Genomic DNA, 17,191 nt, shown 5'->3' on the forward strand with positions numbered 1-17,191 from the left:
GTTCCGGCCACCGGATCGCTCCGCGATCCTCTGCGGGGATCCGGCTCCGCCGGTTTCGGGCGGAACCGGTGCGCTCCGCGCGCCGGTTCCGCTAAAAAGCAGCAGCTACAGGGGTGATGGCAGGGCGTCAGGTGGTGCAGAGACCCCTGGGTGCGGTCCTGGGAGCTCTGGCGTGCCTATCCGTTTGACGATCCGTCAGCATGTGAATGCAGGAACCTCAGGATCGAACACTTTCGACCATTTTGGCGGCTCATATGCGTCACTCTAGTAGCCAGATAGATTCTGGTATAATGGCTGCATGGCTCCCCCACTCATCGCCGGGTACTGAAATCTCATCATGGCGTGCCGTAATTGGTGCGGGAAAATGGGTGTGGAATGGCGCATATGAGTCTTCGTCCGCATCAGGTTGAGGCGGTGGATTCGGTGCTTCGGAGTCTTTCGGAGCAGCCGGGGAAGGGAATTCCTCCTGAGGGCCTGAGGGCTCAGGTCATCGCCGCCACCGGGTCCGGGAAGACTCTGATCGGTGTGGAGGTGACGAACCGTCTGTCCGCGCGCAGGGTACTGGTGTTGGTGCCGACGTTGGATCTGCTGCTGCAGATGGCCGCCGCGTGGCGTCAGGGCGGCCGGCACGGGGCGATGGTCGGGGTGTGCTCGCTGCGGGGTGCCGATAGCCAGGGAGTGCCGTGTACGACGGATCCGGATGAGCTGGTGGCGTGGACGGCCGGGCCGGAGACGGTGACGGTGTTCGCGACGTACGCCTCGGTCGGCATGGGCACTGTGCAGCGGGCGCATGCGGCGGGGCTGCCGGTGTGGGACTTGATGGTGGTGGACGAGGCGCACCGCACCAGTGGGGATGCGGGCAGGCCGTGGGCGGCGGTGCACGACCAGGCGCAGGTGCCGGCGGTACGGCGGTTGTATATGACGGCGACGGCGCGGGTGTGGGAGGCCGAGGGGGATCGTCCGCGGCTGGTGGCCTCCATGGACGAGGACTCCCCCGTCTTCGGGCCGGTGGCCTACAAGTTGAAGTTGTCGGAGGCGATTCGGCTGGGGTTGGTGGCGCCGTATCAGGTGCTGTGCCTCGACATCCGCGACCCCGAGCTCCACGCCGCACTGGCCAACACGGAGACGATCGCGGCCGGCTCCGACGTGGTGCGGGGAGCCCGGTTGGCGGCCGTGCAGGCGGGTTTGATGCGTGCTGCAGTCGAGGAGCGGGTTCGGCGTGTGCTGTCGTTCCACAGTCGGGTGGTTGAGGCGGAGGCGATGGCGGCCGCGATGCCGGCTGTCGCGGGTCGGCTCGCCGCTGACGCCCCCGACACTTTCCCGCCCGCGGAGCAGGTGTGGGCGGACTGGCTCTACGGTGAACACCCGCCCGCCCGGCGCCGTCAGGTGCTGGAGGAGTTCGCCTCCGACTTCCTCGGAGGAACGGGGTTCGAAGGGCGGGATGTGCCCGCGAAATTGCGGGTGTTGTCCTCCGTGCGGGTTTTGGGGGAAGGGGTGGATACGGCTGAGTGTGATGCGGTGCTTTTCGCGGACGCACGCGGGTCGATGGTCGATATCGTGCAAATGGTCGGGCGTGCTCTGCGTATGGAGCCAGGGGCCGGGAAAATTGCCACGCTGATCGTTCCCGTGTTCCTCGGGCCGGATGAAGATCCAAACGAATTGCTCACCTCGGACGCGTACGGCACCCTCGCGAAGATCCTCGGAGCTCTCCGGGCCCACGACACCGAGACCATCGAAGCCCTCGCCGACCCGCGGGTGCGCAGCGGCCGGCCCGGGGTGCCCAGGAGGGTGAACAGGCCGAGGAGAGCGGCGAGTTGTGGGACGGGGCGGAGGATTTCGAGGACGCCGGCCAGGACGCCGGCATGCGGGTGGGTACGGCGGCCGCGGGCGTGCTGCGGTTCAGCGAGGAACGCGACCCGGCCGCGCTGACCCAGTTCGTGCGTCTGCGGGTCATCGACCCCGAAGGCGCCTACTGGCGGCGCGGGATCGAAGCCGCTTCGCGGTGGCTGCGCGAGACCGGCCACACCGAGCTGCGGGTGCCGTACGTGTACGTCACCCCTGAAGGCTGGGGAGCGGTCGGCTCCTATCCTCTGGGGGTGTTCATCGCTGATCAGCGCCGCTACTACGCCGCCGGCACCCTCGAGGCCAGCCGTGTCGCCGAGCTCGAGGCGTTGGGCATGGTGTGGTCGGTGCAAGCCTCCGCCTGGGAGACCGGGCTCGCCGTGGCCCGCGCGTACGCGGCCGTGCACGGGCATTTCCTGCCGCCGGCCACCGCGGTCTGGGGCGGAGACGGGTTCCCGATCGGGGTATGGGCGAAGAACCAGCGCGCAGCGGCCCGTAAGACCCGTGAGAACGCCGCACGACGCGATGCCGGGGAAACGGGCCTCTCGTACGCCGGGGAGCTGTCGCAGGAGCGTATGGAAGCGTTGGACGCTATCGATCCCGGGTGGGCCCCGGAGGGATGGGACGTGGCCTGGCAGCGCTGTTATCGGCTCACCCTCGCCCACGTCCGCGCCAGCGGCACCCTCCCGGCTGCGGTGGGTGAACTCATTGTCCAGGGCGAAGACCTCGGCGCCTGGATCAGTGCGCAGCGGGGCGGATGGGAGCAGTTGGCGTCAGCGCAGCGGTTCCTGCTGGAGACCGTCGGTGTCGAGCCCGCGGGTGCGGGCGAAACCGCGGTGCCGGGCCGGCGCAGCCAGGACGAGCGGTGGGTCACCCACCTCACCGCGGCCCGCCAGTTCCATACGCGTGAAGGCCATCTTCGGGTGCCCCGCAAGCACGTCGAAACGATCCGACCGGGCGGAGACGGCGAGGACGGCCAGGAGACGGTCGTGAAGCTCGGAGCCTGGATCGACAACACCCGGCGCAGGGCCGCCAAGCTCAGTCCGGAACGCCGCGCCGACCTGAACGCGTTGGGCATGCGCTGGTGAGTGTGGCGAATGCATCCTCGCCCAGGCGCGGAGGTTGCCGCCCGCGACCAGCCGCAGGCCAACCGTGGTCCGTCTCGCTTTTGCAGAATGCGGACATGGCTGCTCTCTGCGTCCGGGACGGGCCCGAGGAGCAGGTCCGTATCCTCAAGGCCGGCGCTGCCCAGCGCTGGCACGTCCCTGCAGGCGTACCTACTGGCATTGGTCGCCAGGGAGGTCGGGAGGCCGACCATCGCGGACATGGCTGTGGCTCTGTTCACGAGAACCGACAGCAAATGTTCACCAGTTTCGACAGCACGGAGCGGTCCGGAATCTTCGAACGACGGTGGCCTGATGACACCTGTCAGGCCTCGGGCCTAAGGTGTGCCGGTGATCTTCAGAAGGAAGCAGAAGGCCGCGGACCTGGCCGCCGTCATGTCAGAGTTGGAGCAGGCAGTGGCCGCTCGCGACGGTGGCCGCACCGAGCGTGCGTTCAACGCGGCGGTGAGTGGTCTGCAGTCGGCGACGGGCACCGAATGCGTGCCGGTGGGACCCCGGTTGGCCGCGCTACTCCCTGCCTTTCCGCCCACCGGTCCGCGCCCGATGCTGGCGACGATGGCCGGCTTCTGCGTGGAACGCGGTGCCGATCCGGCGGCCTGTGCGGAGCCGGTCCTCGACGGCACCCACCGGGACCTGCTCGATGCCCTGGAGTTCGCCCGCCGCTGGGCCGCCGCCGGCGGTGCCGGGGACGAACTGCCAGAGGCCGATGAGAAGATCATCGACGACGCGCTGATGGCCCGACTGGGTGGCGAGGCGCACGAGGCGTTGCGGCTGGCGCTGGCCTGGTGCTCGGTCGAGCAGTGGCAGCCTCCCGCGCTGGCCGTGCTGTGCCGCAGCACCGAGGTACGCCGTCGGCACGCATCCGCGCTCCTCCCCGCCTGCCGCGACCTGGCGGCCCTGGAGCGGCATGACCTCAAGTGCCTGGCCTACGCGCTGGCGATCCTGGACGACGAGCCCCTGGTGGTGTTGCACCGGCCCACCGGGACCGGGTTCGAAGTGCGTATCGGCGGCATCGGGGACAACTTCCAGTTGCACACGCTGCTCGCCCACGTGCTCGTCGGCGGCGGCCACGTGCCTGGCACCGCACCGTCGGCGGAGAGCGTCCGCCTGGCCACGGACCCCGAGCCCGCCCAGGGGCGCACCGGGGCCGTCGCGACCGGGGCCTTCGAACTCGTCGCCCCGGATGGGGAGCGGATCTGGAACGAGGGGCTGCCCGACGACATCCCCGTTGTGGAGGGACGCCGCCTACTCGTGCTGGACGAGCCGATGTACCCACGCAGTTGGAACGCCGACCGGTTCTTCCCGATGCTCCCGGGGACGGCCGAGCTGACTCGTGTGCTGTCCGCCGACGAGGTCCAGACCTGGTTCACCTACACCTGCTGGACGTCCTGACCCGGTCGCCCGGCGCCACCGCTCGGCGTCAGCTGCTGCCGCTGCCAGAGTCGGCGCTCGGGCCTGGCCTCTATCGAACAAGAAGCACGCCGGGGTGCTGTCGAAATTGCTGAACATCTGCTGTCGATTTTCGTGAGCAGAACCATGGCTGCGCGGCTGGAACGCGAAGAGGCCGCGCAGTACACCACCGAAGACGTCCTGGCAGCACTCGGCGTAGAACGCTCCGGCCGCTGATGGCTGCCGTGCGATCACGGCGGTTCTGCGTGGTCTCAAGGGTTACTGATCTCTTCGGACTGTTGTCGGATGCTGATCCCTGCGGTAGGCCGGTGGTATGCGGTACGCGCAGGGCGGTGGGCTGACCGCCGAGCGGCGGAAGTTTCGTGAGCGGATCCGGTACCAGGCCGGTGAGCGGTTCGCACGCAGTGAGAGAACCGCGGTGATCGCGAGGGATCTGCGGGTGAGTGAGCGGTCGGTGGAGCGCTGGCGTCGTGCCTGGCAGGAGGGCGGGATGGACGCCCTCGCCTCCACGGGACCGGCCAAACTTCCCAAGGTGTCCGACTTACAGTTCGCCGTGCTGGAGGAGGAGTTGGCCCTCGGGCCGGCCGAGCACGGCTGGGAGGACCAGCGGTGGACCCTGGCACGGGTCAGAGCGCTGATCGCCTGGAAGTTCGGCATCGACTGCTCCTCGGCAGCCGTCTGGCGGCTGCTGCACCGGCACGGCTGGTCCTGGCAGTGCCCGGCCCGCCGCGCGCTGGAACGCGACGAGCATGCGGTCGAGCTGTGGAAGAAGGACGTGTGGCCGCAGGTGGAATGACCGCGGCGGCGCTGGGGGCCTACATCGTCTTCGAGGACGAGGCGGGGTTTTCCATGACACCGCCGCGGGCCCGCACCTGGGGCCGACGTGGGCACACGCCGGTGGTCCGGGTGCGCGGCCGCTCCTGGCGCCGCTGGTCGATCGCCGCCATGTGCTGCTACAAGCAAGGAGAAACCTCCCGGCTGATCTACCGGCCGCGCCGCCACCGCAAGCACAAGGGCAAAGGGCGCGACAGCTTCTCCTGGCGCGACTACCGCGACCTGGCGGTGCGCGCGCACCTCCAGCTCAAGGCCCCGATCGTGCTCGTCTGGGACAATCTCAATACCCATCTCGCCGCCGGCATGCGCCAGTACGCGGACGAACACGACTGGCTCACCATCGTCCAACTTCCTCTTATGCACCGGACTTGAATCCGGCGGAAGGCGTCTGGTCGCTGTTACGGCGCGGCCCGCTGGCCAACACCGCATTCACCGACGACGACCACCTCGAACGCACCCTCCGCCGCGGACTTCGCCATATCCAGTTACGGCACGACCTCATCGACGGCTGCCTTGCCGGCACCGGACTCAGCCTCACCCACCACCCGACAACAATCCGAGGAAATCAGTAGGGCGCGGTGTTCTCTGCTCGGATCATTCTGCGCAGGCTTGTGCGTGCTGCGGCCAGGTCGGCTTCCAGCTCTGCGACGTGGGCGTGCAGGGTGTGGTTGTCGTCGGTGGCGTGCCGGAGCTTGTCTGCGAGCTGCTGGTTTTCCTGGGTGAGTTCGTCCACGCGGTCGCCGAGGTGCCGGGTGTCGAGCGTGTCGAGTTGGTGGCCGAGTTGCTGCTGGATGATGCCGGTCAGGCGCTGTTTGTCCTGGCGCAGGGCGCGGATCTCCTCGCGGGCCAGGGCTAGTTCCGCGCGCAGGGCTGCGGGAGGGGTGGGCGGGGTCGTGGTGGGTGAGGCGGCAGTGGTCTGGCGTTGGCGGTGTTGGGCGTTTTCGATGTGTTCGCGGATGCCGGGGGTGTAGGTGAGCCAGGTGGAGACGCCGGCGGCGCGGGCCACGGCCGTGAAGGTGATCTTGTTGCCTTGTTGTTCGAGGGTGGCGAGTGCGGTGAGGGTGCGCTGGCGTTTGTCGAGGCTGTCGCGGCGGCGCGCGGCGGCGAGGGTGTGGGGGTTGCCTCGGGGGTTCATGGCTGACGGCTGGTGGCGGGGGTGAGGGGCAGCAGGGTGTGGGTGTTCCTGCGCGGGCTCTGCGCAGGAGGGTGCTGGCCTGTTCGATCTCGGCGCGTTCGGCGGCAGGGAGCGCGGCCAGGCGGCGGCGCATGCGGTTGGCGACCTGTTCGAAGGCGGTGATCTGGGCGGTGAGGGCGGTGAGGACGAAGTCGGCGGCGTCCATGGCGGTGGCGCTTTCGCGGTCGGCGCGCAGTTCGTTGATGTGCTGCTCGATGGCGGGGAGGTAGGAGGGGTCGGGCCGGTAGAAGCCGCAGCCGGCGCACTGGAAGCGGATGGGGCAGGAGGTGCCGCCGGCCTTGACGTTGCTGGGTTCGGTGCAGCCGCCGTAGGGGACGGCGACCGAGCGCAGTTCGTAGGTGGTGTCGGAGCAGGGGCGGGGATGGCCGTGGTTGTCGACGACGTGGGCGGCGAGTTTGGTGACGGCGTCGCGTTTTCGCTGCAGGGAGACGGTGTAGTAGCGCTGGGTGGTGTGCACGGATTTGTGGTCCATTAGTTCGCACAGGACGTCGAGGGGCGTGCCGGCGTCGGCGTGGCGCTGGGCGTAGGAGTGGCGGAAGGCGTAGGCGTAGATGAGGGAGCGGTCGAAGTCCAGCGGCCGGCCGTCGGGGGTGGTTCCTTCGCCGTAGAGGTGGGGGATGCTGTCGACCCACAGGCGCAGGGTTTGGCTCAGGTAGCTGGTGTGCAGGTGGCGGCGGGTGGCCAGGGGGGTCAGGGCGGGGAAGAGGTGGTCTGCGCCGGTGGGCGGCAGGGTGGACTCGAGCCCGGTCCGGCGGGCCTGCCAGGTGCGGATGGCGTTGGCGGTGTCGGTGGTGATGGGCAGGCGTCTGCGCATGCGGCGGGCTTTGTGGTTGTTCCACACGAGGGAGATCTGGTCGCTGCGGGTCTCCAGGCAGTCGCGAGGCAGGGAAACGATCTCGTTGGGGCGCCGGCCGGTGTCTCTGAGCAGGATGTACAGGGTGCGGTACATCAGCTGCAGGTCTGGGGTGGCGAGCGTGCGTCGGCCGCGGACCAGGCGGCCTTGGCCGAGGAGGTCGAGGTGGGCGTCGAGTTGGCGGATCACGGGCTCGGGGATGGCCGTGCCGATCTCGTCCTCGTTGGGTTCCTCCACGGCGATGCGGTGGGTGAGGGGGTCGCGGACGAAGGCGGCGGCAAGGGTGGGGGCGGTGCCGCAGCGGCGGCCGTAGTCGATGAGTGCGAAGAAGTGGCTGGCTATGGAGACGCGATAGCTCCAGCCGGCGGGCTGGCCGTCGAGCTTGGGGGCGGTGCGGAAGGCCTCGACGACGGCGGTGACGTCGTCGTAGCGCAGGGCGGAGGGGTCGGCGGTTCCCGGGCGGTGGGCCAGGGCCCGGGAGGCCAGCTCGACGCCGCGCAGGGTGCGGGCGAACGCGTCTGCGTCGGGGCGCTGCTGGGTGGTCCAGGTGTGCAGTATTTCGCGCAGCCACCGTTGGCTGATGGTGCGCAGGTCGACGGTCTTGGGGTAGCGGATGCCGGCGGGTGTGCGGGCACGTTGGCCCAGCGCTCTCAGGTCCAGGATCTCGTGCGCGGCCGGTGCGGTGCCGCGGTGCTGGGCGTAGCCGGTCTTCACTGCGGTGCGTACGCGGTTGAGCAGCCGCAGGACCGCGACGCTCGAGTGCGGGCAGATCGTGCTGTCGGTGCCGTTCCCGGTCAGGGTGAGGGTGCCGGCCAGGTCCCGTACGAGGCGGCGTGCCTGGCAGGGCTCGAAGATGCGCAGCCAGGGGTCGGCCTGTTGCAGTCCGTAGAGGATCTCCTGGCGCAGCGGCTGGGGCAGGCCGGCGAGGCTGAACTGGTGGGCGGCGAGGTAGGGCATCTGACGTGCCGCCCATTCGGTGATCGATGCGTCCGGCTGGGTGCGCCGGTGTGTCCTGAACTTGCGGGAGTGATGCGGGCACAGGCCGTGGGTGTAGAGGGTGGGCAGCTCGCACGTGGGCACCAGGCACACAGCCGTCCGGGCGAACGGCGTCGCCTGCGCGTGCCATCCGGCCGGGCCGTGCTTCTCGGCATACTTCTTGAACTGGACGTAGTGGCTGCTGCACAGCCCCTTGCAGTGGCTGGGCCGCGCGCAGCGCCGACCGTCACGCGTGACCAGGCAGGCCGGCCGGGGCGCGCCCGCCCGCGCGATCTTCCGCACCGGCGTGAAAGTGCGGGCGAACTCCTCCTCGGGCAGCGGCGAGCGCAGCTGCGCCGTCTTGCACAGCGAGCAGTAGCCGTTGGCCGGCGACACCAGCTCTGGGCAGGCGACCGTCCGGCACCCGGAGACAGAGGTACGTGGCTCGTGGGGGCTTCCGGTGAACAGCCACACCTGCGCCCGCCACTCCGTCGGCCGCCACTCGGGGTCGGTGTGCTCGCGAAGCCACTTCACCCAGGCTTCATCGCTGGAGGCCGCGGCAGCCGTCGTCGTAGCGTCCCGCGGCGTTGCGGCCGGATCGGCCGGCACGGCGGCCGGGGTGGTCACGGCCGCTCCCGCAAGGAGGCGACATGCTCGACCGCGGCGCGCAACTCGGCGTCGCCGACGGTGCGGTAGGCCTGCATCGACAGCGGGGAGACGTGGCCGAGCAGACGCTGCACCACGTCGCGGTCCACGCCGTCACGCAGCCAGCGCGTGGCCGCCGCGTGCCGCAGCATGTGCGGGCGGCAGGCATGGCCGACCCGGCCGGCCAGCCGGTCGAACATCTCCTTGGTGTTCGGATACGACATCGGCCTGCCCCGCGCCGTGCGGAACAGGTTCACGAACACCATCGGCTCGGACGCCGCCCCTGGCAGCCGGTCACGTTCGTACTGGTAGTCGGTGTAGAGGGCGACCAGGTCGGCGGTGACGGGCACGCTGCGCGGGAAGCGGGACTTGGCCAGGGCCCGGTTGGGATTGTCGGTGCGGCGGCGGACGTGGAGGTGCGGGCCGTCGACTCCGCAGCCCACCGGCCGTGAGGAGGCGAGCAGGTGCAGGTCTTCGCGGTGCAGGCCGAGCGCCTCACCGATCCGCAGCCCGGTGCACGCCAGCAACGCGATCAGGAAACGGTCCCTCGCCCGCGGCACGGACGCGATCATGTGGCGGATCTGGGCGGAGCTGAGGTCCTCGTAGCCGGCCTGGACGGTTTTGAAGCGGAACGCGGCCGCCTGGATCTGCCGGCGCTCGCCCCGCTCCCCCACGTCGAAGCCGGGCGGGATGAACCGCAGCAGCTTGGGCTGGGCCAGCAGATCGGTCGTCCCCGACGACACCCAGCCGTGCAGGGCGCCGAATCGCAGGAACTCTGACACCACCGTCAGCACCGCGTTCGCCGTTCCCCGCGACCGGCAGCGGACCCCCTCAGGCACCAGGCGCCCGTTGCGGGCAGGCAGTGGCGCCTCGATGAGCCACTGCTGCAAACCGCACAGGCCCAGAAAACCGGGCGCACTCCACGCAAGACGCCTCGCACCGCAGTAGTTCAGGTAAAGGGCCAGGCGTCCTGCGTAGACGCGCTCGGTGTTCGGCGAACAGCCCCTCGCACGCAGCGAGGCGAGATAGCCGGTCGCTTCCAGGTGCAGGGCATAGCTCTCGGACTCCACCACCACCCAACGCACAGTGCCGGATATAGGCGAAATAGCACGTTCTGCCCTGTAGGCGGTCTCCACATGCCGAACGTAACCAACTCCCCCACACGCCGGAGCAGTTCACCCAAAACCACTACACAGCCAGGTGGCAGCCGTACCAAACATGCCTCACACCCAACCCACCCCTAGATAAAGATAGAGACCGAGCAGCTCATCAACGAGCTCCTCAACGGCACGGGTCCAGCAATGTCCATGTAGGATCCGCGACTTCGTGAGCACTGTCGGCGGATCATGAGCACTGTCCGAGCAAATCCGCGGCTCGGTGAGCAGTCGATCTCGTGACCTGCACGTTCGGCAGTCGGACGATGGCGAGTTCGGGCTCCGCCGGTGCAGCGGTGCTCGTGATCGACCGTCAGCACCGCTGCTAACCGACCGCGGATTTCGGCGTTTCCGCAGGACACGCTGCCAGCGAAGTCGCGGGCCCTACACCAATGTAGGTTCCGCGGATTCGTGCAATGAAGACAGTTCGTTAGCAGTGAATTAGCAAATCTGCTGCTTCCTTAGCAATGACTACGAAGCAGTAGCGGTCGGTTGTATGGCACTTCCGTCAGTCTGCGGGTCGCCGGTTCGACACGATGGTTCGGCGGTGGCGGCGAGCAGGGCGGCGTCGTCGTCGACTCGGTCGGGGGTGTTCAGTAGTTCCAGGGCCCGTTCGGTGATCTGCTGGGGGTCGGTGCGGGCGGTGGCGGGCAGCGCGCCGCAGGTCTGGCGCAGAGCCGCCAGGCGGTCGTCCAGGGACAGCGCCCGGTTCTCCATCAGGCCGTCGGTGTACAGCAGCAGGCTGGTGCCGGGCGGGAACGCCACCTCGCGGTCGATTGGGGTGCTGCCCAGACCCAGCGGCAGCGCCGGGGGCAGCTCCAGGTAGGCGGTGTCGGCGGCTATCAGCAGGGGCGGCAGGTGCCCGCTGGCGGCGTAGCGCAGGCGGTGGCGGTGGGGGTCGTAGACCGCGTAGAGGCAGGTGGCGAAGCGTTCGGTGGCGAGCGACTGCAGGTAGGCGTCCAGCCTGGTCAGCACCTGGGCCGGGCCGGCGCCCTCCAGCGCGAGGCTGTGCAGGGCGGAGCGGAGTTGGCCCATCACGGTGGCGGCTTCCACGTCGTGGCCCATGACGTCGCCGATGGCCAGTCCCACGGCGCCGTCGGGCAGGGCGAGCGCGTCGTACCAGTCGCCGCCGACCTCGGCGCCGCGGTTGCTGGCCCGGTAGTGGGTGGCCAGGCGCACGCCGGGCATCTGGGGCAGGCGGTGGGGCAGCAGGGCGCGCTGCAGGGTCAAGGCGAGGCGGCGCTCGTTGTGGTAGCGGGTGGCGTTGTCGTAGGCCAGGGCCAGGCGGTGGGCGAGGTTCTCCAGATACTTGTGTTCGACCGCGGAGTACCCGCCGGTGTGCCGGACCAGTACCAGGGCCCCCAGCGTCTGGTCGTGGGCGTGCAGCGGCAGAACCAGTACGGCGGCGGGCGCCGGGTGTGGGCCGGCTGGGGCTGGGGCTGTGCCGTTGATCGCGTGGGTGGCGGCGGTGGCCAGGGCCTCGTGGGCAAGAAGGGGGGTGCCGGCGATGTATGCCGGGGGCGACTGCGCCGGGGCGGGTGCCGCAGGGGTGAGGTGGATGCTGATCTGGTCGGCGAAGTCGGGCAGCAGGATCTGGCCGGCAGTCTGCAGTATCTGGTCCGGGTCGAGGGTGGCGGACAGCCGCAGGCCCGCGTCGGCCAGGGAGGCCAGCACGGCCAGCTGGTTGCGGGTCTCGGTCAGGACCTGTTCGCGCAGCCGGGACAGTTCCAACCCGGTGCGGACGCGCGCCAGCAGCTGGCGCGCGGAGAAGGGTTTGGCCAGGTAGTCGTCGGCGCCGGCGTGCCGGCCCTGCACGGATTCCTCCTCGCCGGCGCGGGCGGTGAGCAAGACGATGGGCAGGCGGGCGGTGCGCGGGTCGGCGCGCAGCGCCCGGACCAGCTCGAAGCCGTCCATGCGGGGCATCATCACGTCGCTGAGCACCAGCTCCACCGGCTGGGCCAGGGCCGTCTCCAGGGCGGCCCGGCCGTCGACGGCGAGCAGCACGTCGTAGTCGGGCTGCAGGAGCTGGGTGAGGTAGGCGCGCATGTCGGCGTTGTCGTCGACGACCAGCAGGCGGGCCCGGTGGGGGCGGTCGGTTTCGTGGGGGCCGGGGGCGTGGGGCGCGGGGGCGGGCGGGGTGCGTGCCGCGGAGGTGGCCGCGGCGGGGACGGGGTCGGCCGCCAGCCAGCCCAGCGCCTCGTCCACATAGGCCGCGGCGCGGCCGGGCCGGCCGCCTCCGCCTTCCCTGGGGATCTGGCTGGGGGATCCGGCGCCGGCCGCGGTCGGGGCCGGGCGGGGCCGGTGGGCGGCGGCGAAGGGGAGGTCCACGGTGACGGTGGTGCCCTGGCCGAGCCGGCTGTCCACGCCGACCGTGCCGCCGTGCGCTTCCACCAGGTCCTTCACCAGCACCAGGCCGAGGCCGCTGCCCTCGTGGGAGCGGGAGCGGGCGCCGCGGATCCGGTGGAAGCGCTCGAACAGGCGCGGCAGCTCGTCCGCGGGGATGCCGGTGCCGGTGTCGGTCACGGTCAGCCGGGCCCGGTCGCCGGCCGCGGCCACCTGCACCCGGGCGCCGCCGGTGAAGGTGAACTTCAGGGCGTTGCTGAGCAGGTTGAGGATGATCTTCTCCCACATCTCCCGGTCCAGGGGCACCGGCTTGGGCAGCGGCGGGCAGTCCACCTCCAGCGTCAGCCCGGCCGCCTCGAAGGCGGAGCGGAACACCCCGGCCAGCTCGGCCGTGGCACCGGCGAGGTCGAGCGGCTCGAGGGCCGGGCGCGTCTGCCCGGCCTCGGCCCTGGCGACGTCCAGGAGGGTGTTGACCTGCTTCAGCAGGCGCAGGGCGCCGCGCTCGGCCAACTCCAGCTGCTCGCGCCGCTCGGGCCGGTCCTCGTCGGCCAGGGCCTGCTGGAGCGGGCCCAGGAGCAGGGTGAGCGGGGTGCGGAACTCGTGGCTGACGTTGGCGAAGAAGGTGGTCTTGGCCCGGTCCAGCTCGGACAGCGCCTCCGCCCGCCGGCGCTGCTCTTCGTGTGCGAGCGCGGCCGACAGCGCCCCGGCCACGGCGGAGGCGAGCACCTCCAGGAAGTCGTGGTAGGCCCCGGCCGGTGGGAAACAGGGGTTGACGCCCACCACCAGGACGCCCTCCACCTCGCCCGCGCAGTGCAGTGGCAGGGCCAGCGCCTGCTCGACCGGGAGCCGGGTGGCCGCGGCGTGCTGCCCGGCCGTGCTGCCGCCGGTGAACGCGGCGGCCGGCAGCGTGGCCGGGGCACCGTCGGCGACCACCTGCGCCAGCTGGGCCGCCACCTGCGACCCGTCGGCCGCACTCAGCGAGACGGTCTCGGGCGCCGACCACAGCCCGGCGGAGGCCGCCGGGCGCTGCATTCCCGGCTCGGAGGCAAGGTACAGGCCCAGGAACGGGATCTCCTCGGGGTAGGAGCCCGCCACCTCGGCGACCACGCGAGCGACCTCGCCCGGGGTGGGCAGCCCGGCCGTGCGCGTGCCGGTCTCGCTCAGTAGGCGCAGTCGGCGCTCGCCCAGTACCCGACCGGTGGTCTCGGTGAGGATCTGCAGCACGCCGCCAGCGGTGCCGTCGTCCAGCAGCACGGGCTGGAAGGCGGAGTCGAAGTAGCACTGCTCCAAAAAGCCGTGGCGCTCCATGATGAGCATCTCATCCGGGACCAGCAGGGGCTTGCGGGTGCGGGTCACATAGTGGAAGTGGGAGCTCACGGGGTGGGCCCAGACCTCGGGGAACACTTCCTTATAGGGCCTGCCGAGCGCCCAGGGGTGTTTGGCGCCGACAATGGGTGTGGAGCCCAGGTTGTACAGCGTGGCGAATTCAGCCCCCCAGTACAGAGCCATCTCATGCTCAGAGGTGAGCATGAGGCGCAGAGTGTCCACCAGGGGCCCCGGCCAGGAGACGGGGGCCCGAGCGGCGTCGCCGCCCAGTCGATCCCGGCCAGAAGCTCACCGAACGCGCCGCCCTCGGCGAACACCCGGGCCGCCGCGGTGCGCGGGTCATCGGGCCGGGTCATCGAGAAGTCTTCCTCCTGGCGCCTATGTGATCCGCCCGCGCCCTGACAAGGCTGCCGACGGCCACTCGCTGCGGACCTCCCGGACACATCGGACGCCGGATCCGACGGTTCCGGCCACACGTCTGCCCGAATTGCAAGGTTAAAACAATTAAGAGGCCATTTGTCCAGCAGTGTACGTCTGGAGCCGCACGCCGACGGCGGTGATCGTCGACTCGCAGGCCCTACGGGCGGCCGACACCATCGGCACCGACGGACAAGGTCGGGACGGCGGGAAGGATGTGGCGGGCCGCACAGGGCACGTGGCCGTGGGCTGCCCGGGCCGGCCACTGGTGGTGCTGGTCACCGCCGCGAGCGTGCGGGAGCGCGACGCCGGGATACCGCTGCTCACCCGGCTCCGCCCACCGCACCGCAGGATCACCCTGGTGCGGGACGACGGCGGATACGCCGGCCAGCTCCTCGACCGGGCCCGCAAACGCACCGATCATGCCACGGGGTTCGCCGTTCAGCCCCAGCCGCCCACTGCTGAAGCCACCTCAACCCGCAGTGACCCGACCCCGTGGGACCAAAGACCTCCGACGGCGCGGTCTTCGGCCACGTCGACCCAGAAACACCCAATTCGCCGGTGGGCCGGGCCACTGCAACCGCGCCGCCCCGGCGACAACGCACCGCGACCACAGCACACACCACTTGGAGAAGAATGCGCACGGCCAAGCCACCCAACCGGTGCGTATCCAGCCCAGATTCCGGCGTTTCCGCAGGAACCAGTGCATACGAAGTCGTGGATCCTACACCCAAGGGGTTTTAGCAGTTTCCAGCAGCCGTTGGGCTGCCAGTTGGACGTCCTCATCAACGTCGCGGGTGAGGCGGAGGATAGCTTAGCTTCACGTACATCGGGGTCATCCGGCTACCCGCGCACGAGCGTCTGCGCGGCGTTGATCCCCACATCCCCGTCGCGTTGGACTACGCAGACCACAGCCGCACGGCGGTCAGGTGTTACGTTCAGCGGGGTCATCCGGCCACCCGATCAGCATCCTCAAGGCGATGAGCCTCACCCGCTCGTCGGCATCGTCTTTCAGGCGGGCCAGAGCCTCGCGGGTGTCAGGCTCATACGACGCCACGGCTGCCAGCTTCTGTGCGGCAAGAATCCGGGTGCGGTGATCGCTGTCGCGGGTGAGGCGAAAGATTGCCTCACGGACGGCGGCGGCCTGACGCCACACCGCCGCCAGGCCGCTTTCAGTAGATCCCCGGACGCCGTCGTCCTGGTCGAAGCTGAGGCGGACCAGAGCATCGGCGATATCGGCATCACCGGACCACTCCGTCGCCATCACGCATACGGCAGACATCCGCAGACCCGCAGCAGCGTTTTGGGCGAGGCCAAGAAGGAGCGCGCGGACCTCAGCATCGCCCGGCCATCCCTTCGCCAACCCACGTGCGGCATCGGCCCGGACCTGCTCGTCCTCGTCCTCGGTGACGACGCGGACCAAGGCGTCGCGGACCTCAGCATCGCCCGGCCATGCGATTGCAAGGCCAGCTGCGCACGTCTTTCTTACGCCGTCATCGAGGTCGCGGGTGAGGTGAAGGAGAATCGCGCGCACATGCGGATCATTCGGCCACCCTTCCGCCAACCCGCGCGCGGCAACTGCCCGGACGCTCTCGTGGTCTAGGTAGACCCCGTACTTGGGGACGTCGGGGGCCTCGTGGACAAGACGAACCAGAGCGTCGCGAGCGCCATCTTCCCCGGCCCACCGCTTCGCCAACCCTTCGACGGCGAGTTTTCGGATGAGGTTGTCGGCGTCGCGGGTGAGGTGGAGCAGGACAACACGGGTGTCGGCATGGTCGGGCCAGCCGTGAAGGAGACTTTCGAGGGCCATTCGACGGTGTCTACTGTCCGTGAGTCGTGTGGCGGCCAACAAAACCGCGAACTCGTCATCGGGGTTGATCGAACCGGCGCCTATGACGGTGTGCTGCAGATCGCGGCCTGCGAGCTCCTCCTGAGTATTGAGGTCTTTTGCCTTGCTCAGCGCCGCGGCGATGTCGTCGAGGGCGGGCTGGGCCAGGAGGTCTTGCGGCACGACAGGCTCCGTCGACCTCAGCGCGTCATTACTGGGGAGTGCGAGGTCTGCTGCCTCCGGGTGCATGGAGAGGCGGTGGACCTCGGTACGGGCTTGCTCCCACAGCACTTCAAGGTTGCGCAGACGCGCGGCGGCGCGGTCGGCTTCCTCGTGGGCGCTGCGGTTGTGAGCGAGGGCTTGCTGAGTTTCATCGCGCAGCCGGGCGAGTTCCGCCGGGTCGCCGTTGCTGTGGTGGACGCGGGCCTCAAGGGTGTGATGGCCCGAGATGAGATCCCGCAGAGCACTGATGATGCGCCACAGGGTCGCCATGAGGAACTGAGTGTCTCTCAGGGCATAGCGCAGGCGCGTTTCGTTGTGGCGGGCGCGCTCAAGATCTATTTCGAGACGCAGGACGGCGATCGTCCCTTCGGGGTGGTTCTCCCCTGAGGCTATGTCTTCTCGCTGAGGCGCGGCGCGTTCGAGATGGGTCGTGGGGCTGTCCTGGACGGCCTTGATCAATTCACGGGCTTGCTGACAAAGCTCGCGGTGGTTTTCCTGTGTGTGGCCGGCGACTGGGCTGGTGATCTTCAGGAACTGCAGGGTGAACGACCACAGCGGACTGGGCAGGGCTTTCCCCTTCAGCACCCGGTCGATGTGCGACTTGGAGTAGGCCATGGCGTTGATCGGGTGCTCCGGTGCGCTGCCGTTGCCGGCCTGCGCTGCTTTCCTTTCCTGCTCTCTGGCTACGAGGGCGAAGCGTTCGGAGATCTCCCGTGCGCCCAGGCCGGCCTCACGGCCCTGGCGCTTCAGGAAGTTCGCGTACGTCTGCCGCGGATCGTTCTCGGAACCTTCCTGGTTGAGCGTGGTCTGCAACCCTGCCCCCGTCTCTGCGTCGGGGCCTCTCGGCCCGGAATTCCCCACCACGTCCCTGGGACAGTCGCGGACGCCGTGTCCGTGTGGCGTTGACCTGCCGCGTCGCGTTGGCTGTCCCCGTTGGTCCCGGCCCGTCCCGTGAGCAGTTGGGGACCACGTCCTGACGGCTCATTGTCGACTCGCATCGCCCGGCTTCGGAGGGAAGTCGGG

8 protein-coding genes and 3 pseudogenes are annotated in these 17,191 nt (G+C 69.7%); 6 read left to right on the top strand and 5 right to left on the bottom strand.

Annotation, left to right across the window (positions count from 1 at the left end):
* Nucleotides 1–384 precede the first annotated feature (384 nt).
* The 5 genes and pseudogenes from ABZO29_RS00005 to ABZO29_RS00025 all read left to right on the top strand — a co-directional run bounded on the left by ABZO29_RS00005 (nt 385) and on the right by ABZO29_RS00025 (nt 5,782).
* A complete protein-coding gene (locus ABZO29_RS00005; RefSeq protein WP_367318071.1) occupies nt 385–1,929 on the top strand; it encodes a DEAD/DEAH box helicase family protein in 1,545 nt (514 codons plus the stop codon).
* Nucleotides 1,863–2,930, top strand: coding sequence for a helicase associated domain-containing protein (locus ABZO29_RS00010; protein ID WP_367318072.1), 1,068 nt, complete (start codon nt 1,863–1,865; stop codon nt 2,928–2,930). The genes ABZO29_RS00005 and ABZO29_RS00010 overlap by 67 nt, the downstream gene beginning before the upstream one ends.
* Before the next feature lie 366 nt (nt 2,931–3,296).
* Nucleotides 3,297–4,358 carry a hypothetical protein gene (locus ABZO29_RS00015; RefSeq protein WP_367318073.1) on the top strand — a complete coding sequence of 354 codons (1,062 nt, stop codon included), beginning with the start codon at nt 3,297–3,299 and terminating at the stop codon, nt 4,356–4,358.
* Nucleotides 4,359–4,689: 331 nt separating this feature from the next.
* Nucleotides 4,690–5,172, top strand: coding sequence for a winged helix-turn-helix domain-containing protein (locus ABZO29_RS00020; protein ID WP_367318074.1), 483 nt, complete (start codon nt 4,690–4,692; stop codon nt 5,170–5,172).
* A 53-nt stretch (nt 5,173–5,225) separates the two neighbouring features.
* Nucleotides 5,226–5,782: pseudogene (locus ABZO29_RS00025) on the top strand (transposase).
* Here ABZO29_RS00025 and ABZO29_RS00030 read toward each other — a convergent pair.
* From ABZO29_RS00030 to ABZO29_RS00045, 4 genes and pseudogenes are all read right to left on the bottom strand, one after another.
* Nucleotides 5,776–6,345 carry a DUF6262 family protein gene (locus ABZO29_RS00030; protein ID WP_367326008.1) on the bottom strand — a complete coding sequence of 190 codons (570 nt, stop codon included), beginning with the start codon at nt 6,343–6,345 and terminating at the stop codon, nt 5,776–5,778. The pseudogene ABZO29_RS00025 and the gene ABZO29_RS00030 sit on opposite strands and share 7 nt — an antisense overlap.
* Nucleotides 6,346–6,889: 544 nt before the next feature.
* Nucleotides 6,890–8,215: pseudogene (locus tag ABZO29_RS00035) on the bottom strand (site-specific integrase); the annotation flags it as partial.
* Between the two features lie 641 nt (nt 8,216–8,856).
* A complete protein-coding gene (locus ABZO29_RS00040; RefSeq protein ID WP_367318075.1) occupies nt 8,857–9,954 on the bottom strand; it encodes a tyrosine-type recombinase/integrase in 1,098 nt (365 codons plus the stop codon).
* Nucleotides 9,955–10,503: 549 nt separating this feature from the next.
* Nucleotides 10,504–13,905 carry a SpoIIE family protein phosphatase gene (locus tag ABZO29_RS00045; RefSeq protein WP_367318076.1) on the bottom strand — a complete coding sequence of 1,134 codons (3,402 nt, stop codon included), beginning with the start codon at nt 13,903–13,905 and terminating at the stop codon, nt 10,504–10,506.
* A gap of 352 nt (nt 13,906–14,257) precedes the next feature.
* On the opposite strand from ABZO29_RS00045, the pseudogene ABZO29_RS00050 reads away from it, so the two are divergent.
* Nucleotides 14,258–14,470, top strand: a pseudogene (locus tag ABZO29_RS00050) (transposase); the annotation flags it as partial.
* Nucleotides 14,471–15,043: 573 nt separating this feature from the next.
* Here the strand turns inward: ABZO29_RS00050 and ABZO29_RS00055 are convergent.
* Complete coding sequence (locus ABZO29_RS00055) at nt 15,044–16,981, bottom strand: HEAT repeat domain-containing protein (RefSeq protein WP_367318077.1); 1,938 nt, start codon at nt 16,979–16,981, stop codon at nt 15,044–15,046.
* Nucleotides 16,982–17,191 lie beyond the last annotated feature (210 nt).

Origin of the sequence: Streptomyces sp. HUAS ZL42, assembly GCF_040782645.1 — a bacterium.
Classification (GTDB): domain Bacteria; phylum Actinomycetota; class Actinomycetes; order Streptomycetales; family Streptomycetaceae; genus Streptomyces.

What these genes read in the sequence shown, in the direction of transcription:
- ABZO29_RS00005 (WP_367318071.1), top strand. Translation starts at nt 385, where the DNA reads ATGAGTCTTCGTCCGCATCAGGTTGAGGCGGTGGATTCGGTGCTTCGG.
- ABZO29_RS00010 (WP_367318072.1), top strand. Translation starts at nt 1,863, where the DNA reads ATGCGGGTGGGTACGGCGGCCGCGGGCGTGCTGCGGTTCAGCGAGGAA.
- ABZO29_RS00020 (WP_367318074.1), top strand. Translation starts at nt 4,690, where the DNA reads ATGCGGTACGCGCAGGGCGGTGGGCTGACCGCCGAGCGGCGGAAGTTT.
- ABZO29_RS00030 (WP_367326008.1), bottom strand. Translation starts at nt 6,345, where the DNA reads ATGAACCCCCGAGGCAACCCCCACACCCTCGCCGCCGCGCGCCGCCGC.
- ABZO29_RS00045 (WP_367318076.1), bottom strand. Translation starts at nt 13,905, where the DNA reads ATGCTCACCTCTGAGCATGAGATGGCTCTGTACTGGGGGGCTGAATTC.